Genomic DNA, 25,705 nt, shown 5'->3' with positions numbered 1-25,705 from the left:
TGAAATTTTTTCTTAAGACACATCTAAACCAATGAATTTTGTGGTAGACTGCATAGTGATAGCTCTCCTTTGCTGTGTAGCTCTGAAATGGTGGTCTTGACACTTTCCATTTTAACCTACGATGCTCAGCAATATGTGGGGGCTATCCTTGTTTACGTTCAACATAGCTAGAAAAAAATAGCTATGTTGAGAACCCATTTAAATGCAACCATCTTAAATACATCTATCCATTCGTGGGTTACGATGCGATGCCATATGCTGAGAATGAGCTCGAATGTGCCCTAAAACAAAAAAAACGGAACGAAGCACCATAAGCTATGCCTCGTTCCACTTATTACTTTTTGAGATGCAAGAAAGGTACCTGTGCTGTAATGTGTTGTTCTGTACCTGTACTGTATTGTTCTGTGCTGTTCAGCGTTGTACTGTGCTGTTCTGAGGAGTTCTGTTCTCTTCTGTTGTTCCTGTTCTGCTTCCCTCTACTTTCCTCAATCTACTCTGCTGCACAGGATCTACTGAATGGAGAACACTTCTTTCTGCAATAATGCTTCAGGCTTCTGGCCAATGGGATCACTGTGGAAATAATCACGAATGACTCCATGCTCCAGATAGTTCGCAATGGATACCATGATCATACCTTGATCCAGTGCCAGGTAAGCTTTGGCAATTTCTTTGGTTTCCAGATTGATGGAATCATACAATCCGTACTTGCCCATCATGTTTAATTTGTTCAATGTTTTGATGTTTTTGCGGGCCTCTTCCGGTGCGTAGTCGAGTGCAAGAAACGTTGCATGCGCGGTTACCGTGGCTCCGTCTTTATAACCCGAGATGCCAAGCGGTGTTGCTGCAAACTCGCTATATCCTGTAGGCGTGGCAGATGGTGAGAATCCCCATGCAGGGTATCCTTTTTCTTTGGCATATTCGATTTGCAGTTCAACATGACGTTTGTTGTTTAAACCTAGTGCCTGAGCACCCAAGTCTTTCTCCTTGATCACCAAACCGGGCATAAGTCCTTCAAACATGCTGCCTCCCCAGCTCGGCACAAACCTCTTGCCTTTATACTCATAGCTTCCTTCGAAGACATCCACACCATCATAATTCACAGTTTGACCCTGTGGAATCTGAGACTGCCAATCCCATTCAAGAGGCATCGTGCGATACATTTTCCACCAATGCTCCAGGGGTACGTCCCCTTTACCAATAGCAATATAACTTCCTACACGAGGCTCTGTATAAAATGACCCGTAATGATGCTCCGTCAGCGCGCCTTTGGCGACGTCATAGCCACCGCGGAATTGACCGACTTCCGAATCATATAGTGTGGTATAGTTCATTTGTTTAACGAGTGTACTGGTCTGGACGTTCAACTCTTTGTAGGCTTGACCCACAACGATTAATCCTGCGGACATCCAGCCGTTATCTACCTGCGATATGAATTGTCCCCAATCTTTTTTGACGGAGCCATCGTCTGTGTTGTACCAATTATAAAATAAGCCATTCCACTTATCCATTTTTTCCAACGTGTTCAGTGTTGTTTGCAAGCGAGATACCGCTTCTTTCTTCGAAAGCATACCCATCTGCTCTGCCGAAACGGTACTCATCATGTACATGGCAATGTTGGTTGGCGAGGTGCGCTTAGCCTCTTCCATTCCGTTGTCCTTCATTCTGACCTCATCATACGTCAAGCCAGTTCTGGGGTCGGTAAATTCCTCAAAATATGTGTAGGTTTTCTTGGCAACCGCTTTCAATTCTGGCTTGAAGCCTGCGGGCTTGCCTGAATCATGTGCCGATATGACAGGAGTGAAAGCTGTGCTGGCAAACAGACAAAAAGTTAAAACAAGTCCTAACCTTTTTACAATGTTCATCCCTTTTCTCCTTTCAATTTTTAAATCGAAACGTTTCGTATTTATGATATCATGAATATACATATTTGGTAAACATAAAATGAAAACCCTTACTTTAAAATGTTTATGTTCCATTTTAGTGTGGATTTAAATTCGAAACGTTTCATAATATATTCTGTATATGGAGAATAACAGCATTTAACGGCATACAAAAAGCCGCTGAATCCAGCGGCTTCCGTGCATCATTTTCGCTATAATATAACGGGTTTCATCAGGCCATCCTCTCCAAAAAAGACAGGAGCAATGCATACTTCACGATGATATCCTTTGCCAGTGGAGAATCGGGACAGCGGTGTAACGAAGCGATGATAAGCCATATGATACTGGTCGCTTTGCGAGTCATGAAGCATACAGTGATGCCCCGTCCCTAGCATGTCTTTCTCCACATTTTTGCTGAGAATCGTATAGTGATACGTAATCGGGCCGTACAGGTTATCCGAGGTCCCGTAATTCACATGATAATTCTCGCTGCCCGTATCATCACAGGACCACGTAAAATGATAGACCCCATCACGCTTCAATACAGTAACGGCCTCCCTGAAGTCATGCAGGCCTGCAAGATTACGCATCGTTTCTTCACGTACACGGATCATATTGTCATGCAGCTCAACAATGGCGGCATCTCCGTTGCCAAACAACATGTACGCTTTCCCAGCCTCTTCGATGTAAATGGAAGGATCAATCGCCTGGCTCATTGTGATCCCGAGACGCCTTAATTGTTCCATCGTTATCAACGGCTGCGGCTCAGCACGGAAAGGCCCGGTCGGAGAATCGGCAACAGCGACACCAATTGCACTTTCATCGTTGGACATTTTGCCACAGAAATAAAAATAATACTTGCTGTGGCGGCTGGCGATTGCCGGAGCCCATGCATTACCGATTGCCCAAGGCACATCATCAGTTGCCAGATCCAGAATAACGCCTTCGTTCTGCCAATGCTTCAGATCACGGGAAGAAAACACTTTAAACTGTGTTCCTGACCAGCCCTCGAATCCGTCACTGGTCGGATACATGTAATAGCAGTCGCCGAATTTCGCCACGTCAGGATCAGCATACTGTCCGGCGAGCACCTGATGCCCATCCCCATATACAGCGAGCAAACGGTTGCATTCCTCCGCCGTGATGGGCAGAATACCTCCATGTCGCTTCTGATTTGTTCCCATATCAAACTCATTCTCTGGAACAATTCGGAAATCACCGCTGTGCAGATCGGTCGTCAGAAGCGGTAGGTACCCTTTGCCCTCAGCGAAGCGATCCACAATCAGGCACCACTCTTCCCGGTCATTCAATTTGAAAATCTGAGGTCCCTCCACCCCTTCAATCGCTTCCAGAATCGGTGCAGGTAGCGGTGCAAAATCATGCTTATCTAGTGATCTTCCTTTTTCGACACGAATGTTCTTGGTTGTTTCGTCCTTGGAGTAGCGATAATAAAAACCGGATGAAGGAAGAATGGTCGTATCAATAATATGATTCTCTCGCTCTATGTACTTCTCCGATGGTGTAAAGCTACGGAAGTCTTGGGTACGCACACTGTAAATTTTTTGTTTGCGTTCCGTTTCATGCGGTTCCTGTGTAGCAGAGGCCCAGAATACAAGAAACTCGTCTGTCCTTTCATCGTAGACCGCTTCAGGGGCCCACACACAGCCTGCGCCCTCAACCCCTACCGTAACGTTCCAGGGAGATGACCATTCTGTCAGATTATCAGATTCCCAAACGATGATGTCGCGGCTGCCTGCATGAACCGCTGTATCCCAGCCTTTCCCATTCGCAATGCGCAGATCGGTTGCGATCAGATAAAATTTGTTATCCTTCGCAGAGCGAATGAGAAACGGATCGCGTACGCCCTGTTCTCCCAGATTGGAGCGTAATACAGGTCTGCCCGAATTGAGGTCCTTCCAGTGCAGACCATCCTCGCTGTATGAGAAATAAACCTGCTCTCCGTCAGGCTGCTCACCTATAAAATGCACAAAAAGATATCCGGCATAGTTCATGTTCTCGTTAGTGTTCGACAAATTGATAAGCCTCCCCACGATAATTATTCATGAATGTCAGGAAAATAAAGCGCTTAATTTCTTTAGTATCATACTTCAAAATGTATCACAGGAGTAGAAAAACTTGCCGGATTCGTTTATTTACTGACTCTATGGCATCATATACAATGGTAAAGTTACATCGCTGAGCAAGCTACGAAATGGAGGAGGTAAAGGGTCTATGATTCAATCGATTATACATATCGCGCTCGTTGTACACGACTATGATGAAGCAATCGCATTTTATACTCAGAAGCTTAACTTCACACTGCTTGAAGATACCTATCAACCTGAGCAGGACAAAAGATGGGTTGTCATCTCCCCTCCTGGCTCCGTTGGTACAACGATTCTGCTGGCCAAGGCTTCCAAGCCTGAGCAGGAGCCGTTTATTGGCAATCAGGCCGGAGGGCGTGTATTCCTTTTTCTGAATACAGATGATTTCTGGAGAGATTACAATGAAATGGTAGCTAAAGGAATCGAGTTTGTGCGGGAGCCTAAGGAGCAATCCTATGGTATCGTCGCTGTCTTTAAAGATCTGTACGGTAACCTGTGGGACTTGCTCCAGATGAACGAGGATCATCCCATCTCCAAACGGATAAAGTAATGTATTTTGAATGAAATCATATAAATGTACTGGCAGATTGGAGAATAGAAACAGAAGACAAAATGCCCCTCTGTTTGAGGGGCAGCATTATTGATGAAACGATTGAACTTATATACTGCTTGCGCACTTTAATTGTACTACATCACTTTTAGATCCTCCCCTTCTCTTCCTCCGCCATGGAACGGATATAGAATGCCCCCAGCACCGAGCAGAGCAAAAACGAGAAAAATGCAATGGCAGCTGCCTGTTCTCTCTCCTGGAATACACTAAACACCTGCTGCATGGATACACCGAGCATCTGAGGAGAGTTGGCTCCGATCAGGAACGGCGCGGTGAATGATCCGATGACACCCATGAAGACAAAGGTTAATGCAACGAGGAACGTTTTGTAGGACAGCGGAAAAATAAACCGGGTAAACAGCGTGAGTCTGCTTACACCCACGTCTTTTGCACTTTCAATCACCGATGAAGGAATGCCAGACAGTGCGGAACTGAGCAGCATCGTGGTGAACGGAATGTTGAACCAGAGATTGGCAATAATAATTCCCTTTTCATCAAAAATGATACGCGGCAGCGTAATGCCTGCAACTTCAAGTATGCGTGCCAGCCAGCCATGGTTACCGAGCAGATTAATCAGTCCATATGTTGCGATGACTCCTGGAATAAACAGTGGGATCATGTACGTTTTACGAATAAGGTTCACAACGGGCCCTTGGTTAAAGCGCATGTAGATCGCCAGAGTGTAGCTGACAAGCATTACGGCAATACAGGTGATGACTGTAATTCTCAATGTGAAAACGATGTTGTCACGCATGCCTTTATCCGTAAACAAAAACGTATATCGGCTCAGATCATACCCGCCTGAATCATTGCTCAGACTCATCACAAAGGATTGAACAATCGGAATAATGACCACAATCAGCAGGATCGCGAAGGAGGGGAGCACCATCGCTATGCCTGTGATGGACTGTCTGATTTCCTTACTCATTGGGCAGCTACGTCACTCTGCCAGCGTTTATTCATCTCTTTGCCCAGATCCCCGATATTAAATGTGCGGAAGCCCTCAGCTACCCCGTCAAATTTGCTCTGCACATCCTTCGGCATGTTGGAAAGCTCAATGCCAGGGAAGCCGTTCATTTTGTTCACAACCACTTCCTGCGCTTCTGGTGACAGAACGAAATTCAGGAAAGTATCCACTGCTTCTTTCTTATCAGATGCCTGATTGACCATCAAATAGGTTGGCCCGCCGTTAAAGCCCGGAGTAATCTGCTGCATTTTGATCGTATCCGGGAGAAGTCCCTCGTTCAGCTGCTGCAGCACCATATCAGACCATGCCGGAATGATCGACACCTCTCCGTTCATCAACAAGTCAAGCGTACCCTGGTTTTTCTTCGGATAGATGCCTTTGCCGTAAACATAGGGGCCCAGCTCCTTGAGTGTATTAAAGCCCGTGCTCCATTTGTCCATCACAGACGGGTCAGCGTTGTGAATGTCTTCCTCCGGCAGATCTTTATACACGATCGTTTGCACGAATGAGCTGCCTGAACCCCCTGTGGACGGATCATTATAAGCAAATTGACCAGGGTTCGCTTTGATCCATGTCAGAAGCTCATCCAGCGTTTTGGGCGGGCTGCTTACTTTGCCGCTGTTATAAGCCAGCACTACTGCGGAAGACCGATACGGAACCGCGTAGTTGTTCACATCCTTCATAGTGCTTGCGTTGACTTTGTCGAGATTAGGAATGTGCTTGTTATCCAGCTGTGCCCACACACCGTCTTTAATGCCTTGGGAGACAGCAACGATGCCATCTTCATACAGATCAATATCTCCAGACCCCTTACCCGCTTTCTTGGCTGCTACGATTCGATCGTATGTCGGCTCTGCCCCGGTGCCAGATGGAATGTAGACCATCTTGACGTCAATATCCGGGTGTTCCTTCTCAAACATCGGTTCGAGGGAATCCCAGAGGTCCTTCACATTTTGCGAGCCTGTAAAATAAAAGTTAAAGGATACTGGCGTGCTGCTTGCTGCAGCCGTTCCACTCTCACTTGCAGTGCTCTTGGCATCACTTGTGCTGCCACATCCCGCCAGCAAAGACATCGACAATCCAACTACAGTTAACAGTGATAGTAATGGTTTGTTTTTACGCATTCTCTTCATCCTCCTCAGTATGATTCCTCATGTGGAAATGCAGTCATTTTGCTGATCGAAACGTGAACCTGCTTACCTGTGTGCAACTGCTCCACCCTGTCTTTGTTCAGAAATGTACGGATGACGCCCCATTGCTCCAGATCAACGGTAACCTCGGCGTAATGCCCAAGAATCATGACTTGTTTGATTTTACCTGCCAGACTCTGCTGACTCTCGCCAGTCGTTCCCACCTGCACATCTTCTGGACGAACCGCTGCCACTACCTCTCCGTCTAGCTTTTTCTCGTTTGGGAGTTGAATATCTCCGATTTGAATGCTTTCCCCTAGTGCCACCCCTCTCAAGAAATTCATTTTGCCAATAAAACCGGCAACGTATAATGAAGCGGGCTCATCATAGATGCGCTGTGGTTCAGCAATTTGCTCAATGCGCCCGTGATTCATAACAATAATGCGGTCGGACAAGGATAAGGCTTCCTCCTGATCATGGGTAACAAACACCATGGTAAGCCCTGTTTTCATCTGAATTTCACGCAGTTCCTCTCGCATCTCATGTCTCAATTTGGCGTCCAGCGCCGAGAAGGGCTCGTCCAGCAGAAGCACTGCCGGATGAAGAAGCAAGGAACGTGCGAGCGCAACGCGTTGTTGCTGTCCACCAGATAGCTCTGCAGGATATTTCTTGCCAAAGCCCGACAACCGAACCAGCTTGAGTGCATCCTCTACGGCGGTTTGAATCTCCGCCTTTGGCATTTTGCGGATTTTCAGACCAAAGGCCAGGTTGTCATATACTGACATGTGGGACCACAGGTTATAGCTCTGGAACACCATGGAGGTGGGGCGTTTCTCGGGAGGCAGCTGGATGACGCTTTTGCCTTCAATCAAAATGTCACCGGAGTCCGGCTCCAAAAATCCACCGATGCTCCGCAGCACCGTTGTTTTACCGCATCCCGAAGGCCCGAGCAGCGTGACCAGCTCTCCCTTCTGAATATCAATGTTGATGCCGCTGACACCATCACCGGTTTTGTATCGTTTGGTTAACTCGCGTACAGACAACTGCATGGTTCGTGTGGCCTCCCTTTATCCCGGTGTAAGTCACCGAAACGTTGTTATTTCATCTGAAAACCGCTTGCCAGCACATCTGCACTGACCAACCGCTGCGCTGCGAGTAGTAGTATGATCGTTGGCAATGTTAGAATGATCGAGAAGACGGCTCCCGCACTGCTGGGAAAATCGGAAATGATCGAGTACATGACAACTGGCATCGTTTTGAAATCCGGGATACCGACCAGAAATGTGCCTTGTGCTTCATCCAGTGAATTCAGAAATGTGAAGATGGAAGCCACCATGATGCCCGGCATAGCCATAGGTAGTGTAATGCTGCGGAACACTTTGAACGGACTAGCACCGACATCTCTTGCAGATTCCTCTTGTGCCCGGTGTATGTTGCGGAATGCCGAGGTTGGAATCCAGGTCATGAACATTAACACGTTGATCATATGAATGAGCACAACACCGAGCAATGTATTCATGAGTCCAATTTGGTAGAATAACACAGCGATGGATACGTACAGCCCCATTTTGGGAAAGGCATGTGTCAGCAGAAAAGAGAACAGGAACATACGCTTGAGCGGAAATTGCAATCGGGCGAACGCATATGCTGCCGGAATACAGATGATAATGGATAGCAGTGTTACTAGCGTTGCAATCAGGAATGACAGAGAGATGGAGGAGACGATATCGTCTTTGGCAAGCACGAAACTCCACCATTTGAAGCCCCAGACCTGGGGAAGAATGTCCGGGTAGTTCCATTTCTCACTAAAAGCCAGCACCAGCAGATTGACCAGAGGTCCAGCAAAGAAAACTGCAAAGATAGTGAGTAAAAGGAATTCAATAATTCTCCTGGGCCCAACATGTTTCCAGTACCACAGCATATCTACTTCTCCTCTCTTGTGGTTGATTGTCGAACCAGCACGTGGCTCTCGTATTCGGTCAAACGAGATACATTCTGCTCCCCGCGTATCAAGCGATCCAGTATGGATACAGCATCTCTTCCAATACCTGCTGCATCCACGCTGACCGTAGTGAGTGAAGGATGAAACATACTCGATAACTCTGTGTTATCGTAACCCATTACAACTACATCCTCCGGGACATGTATGCCATGATCCAGTAACACCTTCATTGCACCAAGTGCAAGCATATCATTGGTACTGAAGATCGCACTGTACTGTGCTTCCCGAAATACATTAAAATGCTTCTCCATCAACTCGCGACCGGATTCAAAGTTGGATTCGAGTGAATTGACAATGGTGACTTGTCCTTGAGATGACGATATGCCAAGCGCTTCGAGATGCTGGCAAAATCCTTTTAAGCGTAAGAAGTGGCTTCGATGCTCACCGGGCCCGGCAATGATAAAAAATTTGCGATGTCCGCTCCCTACCAGATATTCTGCAGCGCGTTCACCTCCCACCTCATCGTTGCTGACGAGATGCACCACGTCGGGATCTTCTGTTGAGCCGTTGACCATGAGATACGGAATGTTAAATTTTTTAACGTAATCAATGACATTTTTTTGCAATCGACTAATCAGAATGAGTCCATCCACGCGTTGCTCCAGCATATAGTCCGTAGAGCGCAGTGACATTTCCCGATCTGTCTTTAGAAAGATGGAGTAGCCTAGCGCTTCAGCGGCCATCAGAATCTCGTCAATGATCCGGCCATACAGTGTGTGTGATACAATCGGCAGCTTGTCACGAAAGACGATAACGCCGATATTGTATGTACGCTTGGCAACCATCGCCCGGGCCACGGCACTCGGCTTGTAACGTAGCTGATCGGCAGCCTGAAGCACACGCTCTCGTACATCTGGACTTGCGTATCCATTACCAGAGATGACGCGTGACGCTGTTGATTTGGACACACCCGCCAGCTTTGCGAGTTCTCGCAGACTATAGTTCAGCTTTTGATTCAAACCCGTTCTCCTCCGCTCGTTTGATCTCATTCATCTCATCTCGTATCGTGGTGAGCAGCAGCGGATTACGTGTTGTAATGGAATGTACGCCCCACCGTGCAAGTCTACGCATATCGTCCGCTTCGCTAACAGTCCATACATATACACTCAATCCGTTTGAGACTGCAATGTCTATACATTGCTCCTGAACAGCCTGATAAGGTAAATTCAGCCCGAAACAACCAGCAAATTCAGCTTCTCTGCACATCTGAATAATCGCTTCCGTATAGCTGAGACGTTCGAAATGCTCTAGGTTTACATTAAGCAGCCGGCGAATATGAGGTGCAGATTTCGCTGCTTTCAAAGCTGTCTTGTAAGAACAGCCGCTGAGGAATACTTGTTCTTGCATGTGAAGCTGTTCAATCAGCGCCGATACCGGTTCCAGCACAAGAGCTGTTTTGATATCCAGATTCATCACTGTATTAGCTTCACGAATGTGACTTAGCGTATGCTCAAGGGTGGGGAACACCACACTACTTTCTTCAGCCAGCTCATGCCATGTCAAGCTTTCGAGACTGCTCTGTACACCTCCCGTCAATATGACCTCATCGTCATGTGCCAGCACGGGAATCCCGTCTCGGGTTACACGGATGTCATCTTCATAAATATCCACTCCGAGTGACAAGGCAGCTTGCAGGGATTCAAAAGAGTGATCCGGGTGCCCCATGCAGCCGGTGTGCGCCGTGATCAGCGGGAAATCACTCATGGCTGCGCACCTCTTTTCTCAAAATAGATCGCGTTGGTAAAAGCGATTCGTACGTAGGCGCCGTTCATCGTTCCCCATAATTCAGCCCGAATCCACCTGCGAGACTCGGCAGCATCACAATTACTGAGTGTCATATCGAGCTTGAGCTGCTGCTCGTGTAGTTGCCAGTCAATCTCTTGCTGCGCTTCCTCGCCCAGATTGGAGCACAGTTTCAACATCAATGTCTGTTCTGGCAGTGACCACTTTCCGGCACGTACCGTGAAATCTATAGCAACATGTGCCTGCGGACTCTGTTCGATGCTGTTCGAGCTACCCTGAGAAGCAGGAATCATGGAACCAAGATGATACATGCTATTTCCAATATGCATTGTCAGCTTGAGTAAGGGACCCATCGTTATCGTGGCCCTTCCTTCACGCAAGGCAGAGATAAGTTGCTCTTCATGAATTGAACCAGTCGTTAGCGCATCCGTTTCAGCATCAGAAGCATCAGAACATTCTCCTGCATACATCTGCTCATACGTTCCAAGATACGTTACGGAGATCGGATCATCTGTCTTCTCCTGAGCGTGCCAGTCCCGGCCCGAAGTGGCTGCAATCCGATATCCTTCATTCAGCTTTTGTGTCCATAGCTCGAATGCCCGGTGGTTGCTTCTCAGAATAGAGGGAAACGTACCAGACCATACTTCGATATAATCCACACTTGACCAGTCATTGAGCTCGTATTCCCAGTAACAACCTGTGCAAGCTGGGCTTCCAATGCGGAACGGATGTGCAATTCCCGCAATCCCACCATGTCTATGAACATCCGCAATTCCTTTATCAATATCGCTGCGGCTCACATCCCGCCAATCTGCAAATTCATTCAGCCCAATGGTCACCATATGGCCGTCAAAGGTCGTCCACTCCATGCCAGGTAAGATGTGTACCCCATACGTCTGCCCGATTTCTTCTCTGCCGATCAAACCGGACATCGTATTATGATCTGTCAAGGCGATGGCATCAAATCCAAGATGGAACGCTCCTTCAGCGAGCTCCTCCAATGTCTGACTGCCGTCACTATGCAGCGTATGAGTGTGCAATTCACAGGCGAGCCATTTCATATAGAGTCCTCCTCTGTTGCCCAGATTTGTAGCTGATACGTACATGCTTCTGTCACGATACAATGCACACTTAATGTGACGGTCCAAGTACCTGCGGGGAGTACACCTGCCATTAATCCGGGCGAGGCATGCTCGCTGCTGATATATAACTCCTGAATGTCGTCATGGCGATGACAGGCCCCGCGATACCCATTTGTATCGTCCAGTGAGAGGGTAATCAGATTTTTCAACGGGAGATGCCGATCCACATTCGCTATGGCGTATTCCCGATGTTCGGGTAAAATGTATAGGTTATAACTTTCCTTTAACAACGCTATGGATCTGTCCCGATCCTCAAGGGTTTTAGGCCCGTATTTCAAGCTCATGTACAGCTTCGTACATTCGATTTCGACAATAAATGGCATGCGGATATGTGTTTTGGAATCTTGGGGAGTGAGATTTCCTTGCAGATCCAGTAGCTTCATTTGAAGCACACCGCCCTTCCGTGGGTTATGAAAAAAAGCACCATTTCTGTGTGGGACCGTTCCCACATCCACTACTTATGTTAAGGTGAAATCATCAGCCCTGTTTCTGGCACATGTTAATATTCTGTAAAGCCCAAAAAGACCTGTCTTCTATTAAAAGAAGTCAGGTCATCTTCATGTGGCTTCAGCCGATTGTTTTCGCATAGACAAGGTGAGTTACTGTATATTTCCAAAGAAAACAATACTTGTTCTAAGGGGAGGCTAGTGTCAGGCTAATAGGCTATACCCACCCGTGTATTAATATATTGCCGATTAATAAGCTGATCATAGGTAAATGCCGCGGTATCCCCAACAGAAATTTCAGTTCCACCCTCCGGCAACAAATCACGCTCTACCCGGTAGCTTCCCATACGTCCCCCATCTGGCAAATACGTAGGACATACAATGGTCCATTCCAGAGAGGACTGCTCTAGCAGTCGGTATACTCGTTCATGTTCCTCGGCTGCGCGGGTTGACCTGCGTTTGGATTCGCTGGATTGATAGCGCAGTTTTCCCGGCTCGGTTCTGCTTTGCAAGATACCGGCGGTTCCCACCGTAATGATACGCTGTATTCCTTCATGGTACATGGCTTCCATAATCAAAGGCATACTTTCTGACAACGTCGTTGTTCCATCTGTGTTCAGGGAACTGATCACCGCCTCTGTGCCATGAACTGCACGCACCAGTTCTTCAGAATGAAGCACGTCACCTTGAATCACATTTAAGTTAGGGTGTGACTGTATTTTCTCCGTCGAACGAACCAATGCGGTTACGTGATGACCGTCTTGAAGCGCATATGCAAGGATATGACTCCCGACCCGCCCTGTCGCTCCGAGCAGTGAAATATGCATTTCACAAAACCTCCTTGTTAGTTCATCTCATCAATTACGGTCCTGATATTCTAAAAGAATAGAATAACAAAAAAATCACTCAAGGTGTATCTGGATATAGCAATGTGGTTGAATCGCTTGGCTAGTGGCAATTCCTCGTTTCATTCTTGCCAATTCATATGAAATAACGTTTCGGGTGATCATTAGCGTCTGAGGGGGACAATAAAACCTTGCGATAGCCCACCTGTTGTTACAATCTGCTTCCTGCAAATTCCTTTATTTTCGTTGCTATTTCCAACGAGTGAGAGCGGTATAAGTAGTGATTCGCCTCCAGCAGAACGATCTTGCCATACTCAGAATGCTGAATCTGTCTCTTGTGCTCCGTGACCCACTCGTGTACAACAGGGTGATTTTTCTGTACGAAGAGAAGAACCGGCAAATCTGCAGGCCATGTAAGCTGTTTAGCTGCCTGAAAATTGGAATACATACTTACCGCCTCATTTAATTGTGTGTTATTGTACATGTTTTTGCGTATCAAAATGTTCAATTGTTCTTTGCTCTTCTCATCATAAGGCAGCCCTTCATACGGATCAGCAGTCAACTTCAGCTGTACACGAGCGAAGCCCAGATTGCGAAACCATTGGATCGGCATAATATCGGACTTCTCGACCTTCTGTTCACTAAGTGTTGGGACACTGTGATCCAGCCCGATGAATGCCTGTACCTCGTGTCGATATCTATTCACATAATCCAGACTGTAGAGACCTGAGATGGAATGAGCCATAAGCATATAACGATCTATACCGAGACTTTGCAAGGCGCTATGTATTTCATTCGTAATATGAGTCGAGCTCCGCTCTTTGTCAGTCTGGTCACTTAATCCATAGCCAAAAGGTTCTATCACCACGACTCTGTAATAAGGACTCAGTTCGGATATTAGCGGTTTAAAATCAAGCACAGGCGAGGCTGTCCCGAATCCGGGCAGAAGCACAATCGTTTCTTTCCCTTCACCATGCATGAATACGTTCATTTGCTTTCCATCGACAGACACCTGTTGACCGTAGCGTTCCAATCGCTTTTGTTCAGAATGGCTGCTTACTAGATTAACGGTGTACACAGTGGCGATGAAGAGCAGAATGAGAGTAATGATTGTCATCATGATCTTGAATAAAAGTTGAGAAATACGCTTCATTGGGGAACGATAACTTGATCCCGATTTCAGATTTGCTGGTTGTAACAACTCTTCAGCTCCTTTTGTAATATACCCATGATGTGTCATTTACCAAGACAAGTGTATCCAACTCAGATGTCCTCTCAATGAATGCAGTATGAACGGAAGATGAATATTTCAAATGTCCGCCCATTCGCTCAGGTCAAAAAAGTGCAATGTAGTTCAAATAAGTGCTACCTACCTGACCTCCCTTAGCTTCCACGCCACCCTCTAAAGTCAAAAATTATACAGATTCTGGTCAATTCCGTTGATATCCCTTGCCTGTATTCTCCATTACAATATCTTCAAGTACAACATTTTATAAATGACAACTTGAACCTGAGGGGGAACGTCAATGAACAAAAAGGTGAAGCTTCTCGTGCTGTCCATGAGCATATGCGCGCTGCTCGTCACAGCGTGCAGTGATGCAGGAAAGAAAACTCCGACCGATGCGGAGCATGACGGTACAGGTGCAGTTACCATTCACACCGTGACATCCGAATACAGCTCGGCAAAATATCCAAAGGGCGACGATATTACCAATAACGTCTGGACGCGCCGGTACAAAGAAAAATTAAATATTAACGTCAAAACGGACTGGGTGAGTGATGAATATGAAACGAAACTGAATCTGGCCATTTCGTCGAATGAGCTGCCTGATGTATTTCGCGTAAATCCTTCTCAGCTGCGTCAGCTGGTTGAGGCCGATATGGTCATGGATTTGACAGAAGCCTTCGAGCAGCACGCCTCGGAACGACTCAAATCATATATGAAAGCGGATGCAGACAGCTATGAATCAGGCAAAAAGGACGGCAAGCTATATGGTATACCGCAGATGCACTGGGGGTTGATTGATCAGCCGGACTTCATCTGGATTCGCAATGACTGGAAGGAAGAGCTCGGACTGCAGGACCCGTCATCCGTAGAAGATATTAAAAACATCGCTCTCAAGTTTATGGAAAAACACGGCGGATACGGCATCGCTGTAGATCAATCCCTTGATTATTTGAACCTGCTCGCCATTGCCTGGAATGCACATCCAGACATGTGGATTGATGACGGGACAGGCAAACTGACCTACGGCTCCATTCAGCCCGAGATGAAGGCTGCACTTGCCGAATGGGCCGATTGGTACAAGCGGGGCATTATTGACCCGGAGTTTGCCATCAAGGACTTTAATGCCATGAATGCAGACATAGTCGCAGGTAAAGTCGGCGTTCAGCCCTACTATCAGTGGTGGGGGTATAACCCTGGTGTAGACACGGTCGCCAATCTGGGCAAAGACGCCATCTTCTATCCGTATCTGATACCAACCGTGGACGGCAAGGAAGCGAAGCAGTCTATCTTTTTCGCAAACAACAATTACATCGTCATGAAAAAGGATGCTGCCAATCCGAAGGCAGTGATCGAAATTTTGAATGATTATGCCTATATCGTTGATGAAGGCAATGGAAAGGAAACGCAAGATACCCTGTCCGCCCTGCTTGACAATGATATTGCACATGTCGTTGGCGCGTTCCGTGTACTTAACCCGAATTCGGATTATGAGCAGTATGAGGCCGTGTCCAAGGCACTGGAAACAGAGGACACCAGCGGGCTCACGACTTCAGGGATGTGGCAGAAATATAACAACAGTGTGGAGTTCAAGAAAAATGCTACACCGGGATCGGTTGGGGATTATTTGCAGCAGGGTGCTCCCAAAAATGCATATGGCCTGGCGAAAAAAGTGCTCGACAGTGAGAACTATATCAAAACGGCACTCTGGGGAGTATCCCCTGAGGCGCTGTCGAGCTATGGCACAACCCTGGATGATATTTTGACCGAAGGTTTTACCAAAATCATTATGGGCAGTGAAAGCATTGATTATTTTGACGTTGTGGTACAGAACTGGCGTGCAGCCGGCGGGGATACTGCGATTGAAGCAGTGAACGAGGCCTACGGCAAATAAAGCATCTGCAGTGTAAATACCGAGGGGTTGAGCCTGTTCTCACCCCTCTTTTTCATAACGGAACGGAGGAACAGCCCATGCTGAAAAAATGGAAGCAGCAAAGTCCGTATCACCTCATGTTAATTCCGAGCGTAATACTAGTGTTTATTTTTAGCTATATCCCGTTCTACGGGCTGATTATTGCATTTCAAAAATATAATCCGGGTCTTGGCTTCAACTCCCCCTGGGTGGGATGGGATAATTTCACACATGTGTTCAACCAGCCTAACTTTGTACGAACGATCTGGAACACCCTCTACATGTCCATCTTCAAGATGATTGGCGGCATTGTAGTGCCGGTAATCTTTGCCCTGCTGCTAAACGAAGTGATGCACAACGGGATCAAACGTACATTCCAAACCCTCGTGTACATTCCGAATTTCCTCTCATGGGTCATCATGGCGGGCATTATGCTGGATATTCTGAGTGCGGATGGCATCGTTAATACGTTTCTCGGTCTGTTCGGCGTCAAGCCGATCTCGTTCCTGGGTACACCTTCCCTCTTTCCATGGACCATGATCGTGAGTGATATCTGGAAAGGCTTCGGTTTTGGTACCGTTGTTTATCTGGCGGCTCTGACCAGCATCGACCCTGGATTGTACGAAGCTGCTGTAATTGACGGTGCCAAGCGCTGGAAGCAAACCATCTATATCACGCTGCCCCTCCTGATGCCAACGATTGTTTTGATGTCGGTTCTATCACTGGGGAATGTGTTAAATGCCGGTTTTGATCAAATTTATAATCTATATTCTCCTGTGGTATATCAGACCGGGGATATTATTGATACTTATGTGTACCGTCTCGGTATCCAGCAGGCACAATATTCGATTGCAACCGCAGTTGGTTTGTTTAAATCGGTCATCTCCTGTATTCTGGTCGCTGTTTCTTACATTCTGGCTTATCGTGTGGCAGGTTATCGTATTTTCTAAGGAGGGCACATTGGCATGGTGTATGATAAAAGTATAAGCAGGCATCTCTTTCATCTGTTGAATTACACGATATTACTGACGATTTCGTTGCTCTGTGTCCTGCCGTTTGTGAATTTGCTCGCCGTGTCCTTCAGTAGCAGCTCGGCGGTGTCGGCGGGCAGTGTGACGTTCTGGCCCATCGAATTCACCACGAAGGCTTATGAATTCGCCTTATCTGGAGGCGCATTTTATTCCTCACTGTGGATTGCGATTCAGCGTACCGTTCTGGGCACAGTGGTCAATCTGGTGCTGATTGTGCTCACCGCCTATCCGCTCTCCAAAACCAAACAAAAGGTTGCAGGGCGCAACCTCTACATGGGCTTTTTCATCGTCACGATGCTGTTCAGCGGCGGGTTGATTCCCACCTATCTCGTTGTAGTGAAAATGGGGCTGATTAACTCCATCTGGTCTTTGATTCTCCCCGGTGCCCTTCCTGTATTCAGCATGATTATTCTGATGAACTTTATTCGTGGATTGCCTGAAGAGATTGAAGAATCCGCTATTATTGATGGGGCTGGCCCCTTACAGGTATTGCTTCGAATTATGCTGCCCCTTCTCAAGCCGGCTCTCGCAACCGTTGGTTTGTTCAGCATCGTGGGGCATTGGAATTCCTGGTTTGATGGCATAATCTATATGAATAATCCGGCGAATTATCCGTTGCAGAGCTATCTGCAAACGTTGCTCCAGAGCTTCGAGCAGATGATGCTGAAATCCGGATCAGATTACACCCATCTGTTGTCTATGATGAATGCGAGAACAGGACGTGCAGCGCAGATGTTCCTTGGTGCAATCCCGATCCTGCTGATTTACCCTTTCTTGCAGAAGTATTTTACCAAAGGGCTGGTGCTTGGCAGTGTTAAAGGTTGAGGACGTGTAAATGAATAGTTTAGATTATATAGTGATGCAAGCATACAGAGAAGGCCCACAGATTCGTCTGCAGGCCTTCTCTTGATTTTCTTCCACACGTAGTCTCAAGAAGAGGTCATTATTATCGTATAAACGCCGTTCCCTTAAAGTCGAAGGTTATTCCTTACTTGTTCTCTGGCAAACAGTTGATCGCAGGCAACAGGATCGTAAATGTGGTTCCTTTTCCAATCTGACTGTGCACCTTTACCCCGTACGGACTTCCGAAATGAAGCTGAATCCGGCGCTGTACGTTATAAAGTCCAATGCCTCGCCCGCCGCTTGCGGGTTCTTTTCTGTCCTCCAGCAAACTTCGGATCGTATCCGCGTCCATACCTGTACCATTATCACTAACTTCAATGCAAATCTCGCTGCCCTGCGGCTGGATTCGAATCGTGATTACACCATCCTCTTCGACCTCCGCCAGACCGTGGAAGAAGGCATTTTCCACAATCGGCTGCATAATCATTTTGGGCATTACATAATTCAGCAAGCTCTCTTCGATCTCATACCTCATCTGGATACTGCCGTAATATCGGACATTCTGAATGATGACGTAATGGGCAATATGATTAAGCTCCTCTCCAATCCTTACCAGACTGCCATCCGACCTCGTTGCATATCGCAGCATGGAGATGAGGGCATCGGTCATATCTACAATTTTGTCCGCGTTTTGCATGGAAGCAATCCACTTCACAGAGCCCAAAGTATTATACAGAAAGTGCGGGTTGATCTGGTCGTGCAGCGCCCGCATCTCGGCTGCGGCCTTCTCAACCTCCTCCTGCTGCATTCGTTCAACCATACGTTTCAATTCATGAGACATGCGATTAAACCTGATCGACAGATGACCAATCTCATCGCGAGAGCGGATATCCTGTACATGCTCGAACTGTCCCTTTTCGACGAGCCGAATGTTGTTCAGCAGCTTTTTGATGGGCCTGGTTATCACATGGGACAGGAAAATAGAAATGACTGCGGCAAAGAGTGACATGACGATGGCCAAGGTTACGAGATTGCGGCCTAATATTTTGCCATCGGCAGTCAGCTCTTCAAGAGGCATGTAGACATATGTAGTCCATTTCTGCTGACTGAGCGGACTCGTCACGACCACATTATAGGCTTCGGACGGGCGAACGTTATCCCGAAACAAGGTGCCGATCAATTGCTCATTGACGTTATACACAATTTTCTCATCTTCGTCGATAATCATAAATCTTGAGCGAAGCCCTTCCTGCAGGTTACGGTTGACGATCTCGATAAACTTGATATCAATGCTGACAACGATGACTCCGAGCAGTTTGCCACTAGATACATCATGGATTTTTCGGGCATGGGATACGGCGAGCACTTTATTTTCCAGTTGCTTGTCTAGCCGGGTGGTTAACGTAATTGTTCGCTCGTCATCATGCATGAATTTCTTGAACCAAAGCTCGTTTCTGACGTTAAAGGTAGGATCAATCGGTTGGTGTGGACTAACAAACAGGTCTTGTCCTCCGTTCATGTTATATAGATAAATGGAAAATACACGATCCTTCATCATGATGTAATTCATGAGGATGTTGTATGCGGCAATCTCATTGTCTTCATCACTAACACGCAGAAAATCCTGAATAGGAAAGCTGCCTTCATTTGTTGCCGACAGGCTGTCACTGAGTCCATTGCTCGCAAGCAGAGTGATTTTTTCGATCTCCTTTAGAAACTCGTCGATGCGAATATTGGTCTGTTTGGTCAAATCAGTGAGCAGCGTTGTATAATTTTGCGACAATAAACGTTCAGAAGAATAATAGGAGTTAATTGTCATCACGAACACAGGAAAAATAATAACGATGATGCAGATCACCATAATTTTGTACTTGATCTGGAAAGGCCGGATATGCTTCATTCCTTACACCTCTATCTGATGTGATGTCCATTTGTTCGGGTTCACGAATTAGCGCAACTGCTGCTGCTCCCGATATTCCTCTGGCGTAAGACCCGCATTCTTTTTGAAAATTTTACTGAAATAGGTATAGTTGTGGTATCCGACCTTATCGGCGATTTCATATACCTTCAGTTCTCTATTCAGCAGGTAAGCCTTCGCGTGCTCAATACGAACCCGAGTCAGATAAGAGATGAAGTTCTCCCCCTTCTCTTGCTTGAACAATCGACTTAAATAGGATGGGTTTACGTTAATCTGGCTGGCTACACTTTGCAGCGAAATATCCTCTGCATAATACTTGTGAATCAGATCAATGGCGAGGTCTGTATAGGATAGCTCCTGTGCAGATTGCGAATAAACGTGAAACGTATCTAACATATGAGCTACGACATTGTCATGGATTTCGTGCCAACACTCTCCATGAAGTACAATTTCGTAAGCCGATTTTCTGGAAACGGGGAGCTTGCTTCGTGACGAAACATGTAATAAGTGAGCATGCATCGTGTCCATCATTACAATGTACTGCTTGCGCACACTGCCCTCATCCGCTTGCATGTTCATCAGTTCAGAGCGAATCTCATCCATAAATTGCTGCATGCCCTCCTGGTTCCGGCTGACACAAATCTTCTTGAACCGCTGTTCCTGCTCTGGGTTCAGCATAATGACCACCTCTTGCCTGCCCGGCTGCTCACGTACTTGCTGAACATGTAAAATCGGATGAGCATCAGCGAAAAATCGTTCTGCTAATGCGGCCTCTGCTTCCTGCCCTGCCCTGCGTATCATTGTAAAATCAGAAACAACCGAGCTTACACCTGCTGTAAGAGACAGGTTCATAAAATCCTTTAAAGAGGACATTATTTTGCGGATAAGTTTGTCCAGATCAGTCTGTGTGGCTTTCACGTCAGATTCGGCGCTTGAGCCTGTGTTCACCACAACCCAGTATTCGGATGAGCTCTCCACAAAAATCTCCTTGTCCCACCGGGAAGGAATCACTTCCTCCATGATGTTAAGGATAGAGAAACGAAGCAGCTTCTCCCCTTTTTCAATGTACTTGCGTTTGACCTGCTCCACATGATTGAGGATGAATTTGATGACGACCAGATCGTCTGACTGAATGCGAAACTGAAGCTCCTCTGCTTTGACTAGCATGTCGCGATTAGATATGAATCCGCTTACAATATCCTGGAAAAAGCTATCCTTCAAGTATCGCAGGCTCTTCGAATAATCTGCTGCCGCAGGCGGAAAACCATGTAATAGCTTCTGTTCGCTCTGCAGCTTATCACGAATCATCTCCAGCAACTGGATGAGAGAATGCTCGTTGATTTCACTTTTGATCAGGTAATCTGCAGCACCAAGCTTTAACGCTCTTTTCACATAATGCAGCTCATCGAAGTTGCTGAGAATAACGAATTTGCAATGCTTGATTACATTGGACGCTTCTTGAATTAACTGTAGTCCATCCATGACAGGCATCTTAATGTCGGTAATAATCAGGTCTGGGGCCTTTTCCAGCGCCATCTCCAAGGCTTCTCTTCCATTGCAGGCTTCACCCGCTACGCAAAAGCCGTGCTCTTCCCAGTTCAGCATTGAGCGAATGCCCACACGCATCAGCAGTTCATCTTCCACAATGATCAGTTTATACATGTATGTCCTCCAAAGTTGATGATTTAATCTGGTCTCTGCCCTTGGCCAACACATCGGGCAAGTATGTTCCATCTTGTATGGTATTCGGAGTTGATGCTTGAAATCCCCTTAGAAAATACATAAAACGAATAAAAGACCGCCAATTCGGCGGTCCGGGGTTTGCGAAGAGGTTACACGTATACTGGTTATGCTATATTTCTTGCCTCTGCAACTTATAGCGAGCCAATCTCTAGCTCATTAATATCGACAAGGCACACTTGGACTCCATGTAAAGGCTAATCTTCTCCTGATCCTGCTTCTGCACTGTGATTTGTTTGCCTTCCTGCCCATCATTGAACAAAACAAGGGCTATAGAGCCGTCCTTGTTGCGAAAAGCAACTGTGAATATTGCATCATCACTGGATATGGAGTGAATTTGGACTGCTTTGGGACGAATAAACGAACTAAAGTGAGCCAGCGCATAATAATCCAGCGTATAGACAAGCTCTCCCGTTTGCTGATTGATCTGAACAATTCCGCGGCAGGTGCTCTCGCCAAAGCCCGGTACAGTCGGCCCATTCTGCTCATCCAGTGCCATATTCCATAAAATCATGGATTTGCTGTAATGACGAAGAATCTGAATGCCGGTTCGCAATACATTGGAGAAAGCCTGTTCAAACGGTGGTATCCAATCTCCGCCAGAGCCTTCCGTAAAATGCACTTCCTTACCCGCAAAGGCCTCATATACTTGAGTCTGCGCAGACGCATTTCCGCCATACCAATGCCAGGCAACCCCATCGACAGCTTCTCCAGCTTGCTCAAGCACTGTAAGTGGATAGTCCGGCCGATCCCAGTTATGGTCGTAACAGAGGATTTTGGTCTGGAGGTTATTGCTTACGAAGGCTGGCTTCAGGTGCTGCTTGATAAAATCGACTTGTGCTTCGGCGGGCATCAGCATGCCGGGGTAATGCCCAGGCTCATACAATGCTTCATTTTGCGGTGTAACGGCATAGATAGGTAGCCCGTGCGCTGCGTAAGACTGAATGTACTTTACAAAATACGCTGCATATGCCGAATACCACTCGGGCTTTAACTGGCCTGTAATCATCGAACCGCTTGTTTTCATCCAGCCTGGTGCACTCCATGGCGAAGCGAACAGCTTTAACTCAGGGTTAAGAGCTAACGCCTGGCGGGTTAACGGAAGGATATCTGCTTCATCATGGGCAATGCTGAACCCGGATAAATCCGGGTCAGTCTGATGTTCCGGCAGATCATTATAACTGTAGACCGTGCGTGCATAATCCGAAGCGCCCATCGGATTACGAATCACAGATAAACCTATGCCTTTCACAGGATGAAACAGTCGTGTCATCACTTCGTCCTGCTGTTCCTTAGTCAACTTCTGATGGATAAGATAGGCAGCAGAATCCGTAAACGAAGCACCAAAGCCATCCATTTCCTGATACGTTTCACGTTCGTTTAATTGAATGGTTACAGCTGAAGCAGGATTGGCTGTGCCCGTATTTTTTGACAGGTCAGCATGGCATTGCTCCAGATTTACGGATTGAAACAGCTCTTTCTCACCTGTAGTCCTGTATATTTTATATGTGGTCATTCTGCAGCTCCCTTTCAGGTGTAGATGATGAGACGGTTTTTGTTTTCAGCTTATTGAATGCCTAGCTTCTCTTTGTTCTGTTTCATCTTCTCGCTGCGAATCTTCATAATGTCCGACCAGCGATTCTCTTCGAGGAAGGTTCGGTATGCAGCAAGCGCATTTTCAAACGAGGCATCATCTTTAGCCCGCAGCATGCTGACGAGTGTGGAGTTCCATTTGGTCTGAATCGCTGATAACGCACGGGCTTCCGGCGTTCCCAGATTCGGGTTGATATTTTCCAAAATAAAATGTGGTGTCAGCTTGCCTTTGCCCCATTCCTGCATCTGTTTGATAGCCTGCGGGAAGGCATCGGCACTCATCGCTTTATGACGATCATGACCAAAGAACATAAACTCGCCCATGCGATAATCCTTTTTGAATTGATCGGCATGATGAAGCTGAAGGTTCTTCACCGCAGGAAGCAATTCAACCGAACCATCCGCTTTTTTGGTATACGTCTCTCCTTCAATGCCATAGTTCATCAGCAGCTGTCCTTCATCACTCAGCAAATAGGTGAAAATCTGGATGGCCTTTGCCGGGTCCTTGCAATCCTTGGAGATAAAATTGATCATCCAGCCTGTAATTCCCGATTGATTCAGCGTAGGGGCATGCCCCTTGGTGCTCTGCGGCCCGTCAATGGCAATATACTCCTTGCCTTCATTAGCACTCATATAAATCTGGAGATTTCCTCCCTGTTGAGGTGTGCCATCCAGCAGCATCGTCGCATATTTGCCCGATTTGACCTTTTCTTCAAAAGCCGTCCCATCATCCGCAAAGCTGTCATCGCTAATATTGCCATCTCTGTACACGGCGTTTATTGTTTTCAGCCAGGCCATATAATCCTCGTCCAGATTACGATCATAGAATTCGCCAGTGTCCGTCTCCAGTGGCACGCCGATAAAATCCTGAAGTGTATCGCCCAATGAACCTGTGCCTTCTCCGATCGCATTAAAACCAAACGGAATTAAGGTAGGGAACTTTTCCTTGATCTGCTTCATAACACGCTGGAATTGCTCGGGAGTGCCCACAACCGGATTACCGAGTGCATCGTAAACATCCTTGCGAATGATAAAAGCCGTCTTTGCCGGAATGTTACCGCTATCATAATCCTCTTGCGTGTTTGAATAGTTAGGATAACCATAGGTTTTACCGTCCTCCTGCTGGAACCAGTTCAGCGTGTCCGCAGCAGCAACCGTATTGAAATAGGGATCATATTTCTCGGCCAGATCATTCAGGGGCATCGCCCAGGTGGATGCCTTGTGCACTACGGCTGAATTGGAATCAAACACCGTCAGCAGATCTGGCATATCTCCCCCCGCGAAAAAGGTATTTAATTTCGTATCATCTCCTGTGATGAACTTAATGTTAATATTCAAATCCTCCTTGATTTTCTTCGTTACAATGTCCTTGCCAAAATCCGTATTCCACCAGTCTGCATTCACATACCAGGTCAGATCGGTTGCTTCTTGCTTCTGGTCCAGCTGCCAGGCAGGCTTATCCGGATCAATCGTGTAACGGTCTTCAATGGAAATCCAATTGCCCTCACCCGTACCGCCCGAGCCGCCGCTGCACCCGGTAACGATTAAAACAGCCGCCAGCAATGCTGCAAAGCCCCGTACTCCCTTTCCCTTAAACCATCCTTGAAATTTGAACATGTGTTTGCCTCCTCATCATGGAATGTAGATGTGCAGATGTATTTCGTTTCTTCGTTATTCCTTTACCGCTCCAAGCATCATTCCTGATATAAAATATCTTTGAAGTAGAGGATAGATCAGCACAATGGGCAGCGTTGTAATTACAATCGTCGCGAGCTGCACCCCTTTGGTTGTCGTTTCAATGACAGCTGATCCACCAATGTTTTGCATGGCTTGTGTCTGTGATTGAACAATAATTTCATATAACATCATCTGTAGCGGATATAACGATTGGTCTGTGATATACAGCTTGGTGGTCATGAAGTCATTCCACTGGCCTACCCCGTTAAACAAAGCAATGGTTGCCATCGCAGGCATCGAGAGAGGTATAAATATTTTCAGAAAAATATGCCAGTCTCCCGCCCCGTCCATCTTGGCTGATTCCTCCAGAGAATCCGGTACATTGCGGAAGAAATTCATCAGAATAATGACATCATAGAAGCTGAACAAGGCGGGTATAATGTACACCCAGAAGCTGTTGAGAAGCCCCAGAGACTTGATCAATAGATAAGTTGGAATCATTCCACCGGAGAAAAACATCGTAATGACACCCATGGTGACGTATAACTTGCGTCCGCGCAGATACTTCTTGCTAAGACCATAGCCAACCATGGCACAAAAGAAGACATGTGTTGCCACACCGAGCGTTGTTTTGGATACAGAGATAAAAAATGCCTGCCAGATGCTGGAGTCGTTGAACACAGCTCGATAGTTCTCCAGCGAGAACTCGGGCGACCAGAAGATAAATCCCCCTTCTGCGAGGGCTCTGCCGGAGCTAAAGGATGAGATGATGACATTCCAGAGCGGAACAACTATTACAATGGTACATAGCAGCAGCAGCATGACATTGACGGTATCGAAGACCCGGCTGTCCAGATCTTCCTTTGCCACCTTTCCATTCACGGTGAGGCCTCCTT

General features: G+C 46.8%; 21 protein-coding genes. 4 read left to right on the top strand and 17 right to left on the bottom strand.

Annotated features, from left to right (window positions below; translation table 11 throughout):
- Positions 1 to 509: 509 nt before the first annotated feature.
- Complete coding sequence (locus tag DFQ00_RS16730) at positions 510 to 1,862, bottom strand: glucoamylase family protein (protein ID WP_110897627.1); 1,353 nt, start codon at positions 1,860 to 1,862, stop codon at positions 510 to 512.
- Positions 1,863 to 2,092: 230 nt separating this feature from the next.
- Entirely contained in the window at positions 2,093 to 3,913 is a 1,821-nt protein-coding gene (locus DFQ00_RS16725; RefSeq protein ID WP_244213883.1) for a glycoside hydrolase family 43 protein, read from the bottom strand.
- A 199-nt stretch (positions 3,914 to 4,112) separates the two neighbouring features.
- On the opposite strand from DFQ00_RS16725, the gene DFQ00_RS16720 reads away from it, so the two are divergent.
- On the top strand, positions 4,113 to 4,535 hold the full coding sequence (locus tag DFQ00_RS16720) for a VOC family protein (protein WP_110897626.1): 423 nt from the start codon (positions 4,113 to 4,115) through the stop codon (positions 4,533 to 4,535).
- A gap of 148 nt (positions 4,536 to 4,683) precedes the next feature.
- On the opposite strand, the gene DFQ00_RS16715 is transcribed toward DFQ00_RS16720, so the two are convergent.
- From DFQ00_RS16715 to DFQ00_RS16670, 10 genes are all read right to left on the bottom strand, one after another.
- A complete protein-coding gene (locus DFQ00_RS16715) occupies positions 4,684 to 5,523 on the bottom strand; it encodes an ABC transporter permease (RefSeq protein WP_110897625.1) in 840 nt (279 codons plus the stop codon).
- Entirely contained in the window at positions 5,520 to 6,686 is a 1,167-nt protein-coding gene (locus tag DFQ00_RS16710) for an extracellular solute-binding protein (protein ID WP_110897624.1), read from the bottom strand. The genes DFQ00_RS16715 and DFQ00_RS16710 overlap by 4 nt, the downstream gene beginning before the upstream one ends.
- 14 nt (positions 6,687 to 6,700) lie before the next feature.
- The gene (locus DFQ00_RS16705) at positions 6,701 to 7,741 is read right to left on the bottom strand and encodes an ABC transporter ATP-binding protein (RefSeq protein ID WP_110897623.1); all 1,041 of its coding nucleotides are present in this window, start codon (positions 7,739 to 7,741) and stop codon (positions 6,701 to 6,703) included.
- 47 nt (positions 7,742 to 7,788) lie between these two features.
- Entirely contained in the window at positions 7,789 to 8,613 is an 825-nt protein-coding gene (locus DFQ00_RS16700; RefSeq protein WP_110897622.1) for an ABC transporter permease, read from the bottom strand.
- A gap of 2 nt (positions 8,614 to 8,615) precedes the next feature.
- Positions 8,616 to 9,653 (bottom strand): LacI family DNA-binding transcriptional regulator, encoded by a 1,038-nt coding sequence (locus tag DFQ00_RS16695; RefSeq protein ID WP_110897621.1) that lies wholly within the window; start codon positions 9,651 to 9,653, stop codon positions 8,616 to 8,618.
- A complete protein-coding gene (locus tag DFQ00_RS16690) occupies positions 9,631 to 10,398 on the bottom strand; it encodes a glycerophosphodiester phosphodiesterase (protein ID WP_110897620.1) in 768 nt (255 codons plus the stop codon). Before DFQ00_RS16690 ends, DFQ00_RS16695 begins: the two co-directional genes overlap by 23 nt.
- Entirely contained in the window at positions 10,395 to 11,498 is a 1,104-nt protein-coding gene (locus DFQ00_RS16685) for a CehA/McbA family metallohydrolase (protein ID WP_110897619.1), read from the bottom strand. The genes DFQ00_RS16690 and DFQ00_RS16685 overlap by 4 nt, the downstream gene beginning before the upstream one ends.
- Positions 11,495 to 11,962: a hypothetical protein gene (locus DFQ00_RS16680; protein ID WP_110897618.1), complete on the bottom strand. Its 468-nt coding sequence runs from the start codon at positions 11,960 to 11,962 to the stop codon at positions 11,495 to 11,497. The genes DFQ00_RS16685 and DFQ00_RS16680 overlap by 4 nt, the downstream gene beginning before the upstream one ends.
- Positions 11,963 to 12,234: 272 nt before the next feature.
- Positions 12,235 to 12,852, bottom strand: coding sequence for an NAD(P)-dependent oxidoreductase (locus tag DFQ00_RS16675; protein WP_110897617.1), 618 nt, complete (start codon positions 12,850 to 12,852; stop codon positions 12,235 to 12,237).
- A gap of 229 nt (positions 12,853 to 13,081) precedes the next feature.
- Entirely contained in the window at positions 13,082 to 13,987 is a 906-nt protein-coding gene (locus DFQ00_RS16670; RefSeq protein WP_244213882.1) for an alpha/beta hydrolase, read from the bottom strand.
- A 409-nt stretch (positions 13,988 to 14,396) separates the two neighbouring features.
- Between DFQ00_RS16670 and DFQ00_RS16665 the strand changes: the two genes are divergently transcribed.
- The 3 genes from DFQ00_RS16665 to DFQ00_RS16655 all read left to right on the top strand — a co-directional run bounded on the left by DFQ00_RS16665 (position 14,397) and on the right by DFQ00_RS16655 (position 17,863).
- Positions 14,397 to 15,989: a type 2 periplasmic-binding domain-containing protein gene (locus DFQ00_RS16665; RefSeq protein WP_110897616.1), complete on the top strand. Its 1,593-nt coding sequence runs from the start codon at positions 14,397 to 14,399 to the stop codon at positions 15,987 to 15,989.
- 77 nt (positions 15,990 to 16,066) lie between these two features.
- Positions 16,067 to 16,957, top strand: a complete 891-nt coding sequence (locus DFQ00_RS16660) for an ABC transporter permease (RefSeq protein ID WP_110897615.1) — start codon at positions 16,067 to 16,069, stop codon at positions 16,955 to 16,957.
- Between the two features lie 15 nt (positions 16,958 to 16,972).
- On the top strand, positions 16,973 to 17,863 hold the full coding sequence (locus tag DFQ00_RS16655) for a carbohydrate ABC transporter permease (protein WP_110897614.1): 891 nt from the start codon (positions 16,973 to 16,975) through the stop codon (positions 17,861 to 17,863).
- 163 nt (positions 17,864 to 18,026) lie between these two features.
- Here DFQ00_RS16655 and DFQ00_RS16650 read toward each other — a convergent pair whose 3' ends face one another.
- The 5 genes from DFQ00_RS16650 to DFQ00_RS16630 all read right to left on the bottom strand — a co-directional run bounded on the left by DFQ00_RS16650 (position 18,027) and on the right by DFQ00_RS16630 (position 25,691).
- Complete coding sequence (locus DFQ00_RS16650; protein ID WP_110897613.1) at positions 18,027 to 19,781, bottom strand: cache domain-containing sensor histidine kinase; 1,755 nt, start codon at positions 19,779 to 19,781, stop codon at positions 18,027 to 18,029.
- Between the two features lie 48 nt (positions 19,782 to 19,829).
- Positions 19,830 to 21,461: a response regulator gene (locus DFQ00_RS16645; protein ID WP_167433749.1), complete on the bottom strand. Its 1,632-nt coding sequence runs from the start codon at positions 21,459 to 21,461 to the stop codon at positions 19,830 to 19,832.
- A gap of 229 nt (positions 21,462 to 21,690) precedes the next feature.
- Entirely contained in the window at positions 21,691 to 23,055 is a 1,365-nt protein-coding gene (locus DFQ00_RS16640; protein ID WP_110897611.1) for a glycoside hydrolase family 30 protein, read from the bottom strand.
- 50 nt (positions 23,056 to 23,105) lie between these two features.
- Positions 23,106 to 24,749, bottom strand: coding sequence for a type 2 periplasmic-binding domain-containing protein (locus tag DFQ00_RS16635; RefSeq protein ID WP_110897610.1), 1,644 nt, complete (start codon positions 24,747 to 24,749; stop codon positions 23,106 to 23,108).
- 54 nt (positions 24,750 to 24,803) lie between these two features.
- Complete coding sequence (locus DFQ00_RS16630) at positions 24,804 to 25,691, bottom strand: carbohydrate ABC transporter permease (protein WP_110897609.1); 888 nt, start codon at positions 25,689 to 25,691, stop codon at positions 24,804 to 24,806.
- Between the last annotated feature and the right edge of the window lie 14 nt (positions 25,692 to 25,705).

The organism is Paenibacillus barcinonensis (genome assembly GCF_003217495.1).
Classification (GTDB): Bacteria; Bacillota; Bacilli; order Paenibacillales; family Paenibacillaceae; genus Paenibacillus; species Paenibacillus barcinonensis.
This window is presented reverse-complemented; position numbering and strand designations above follow the sequence as displayed.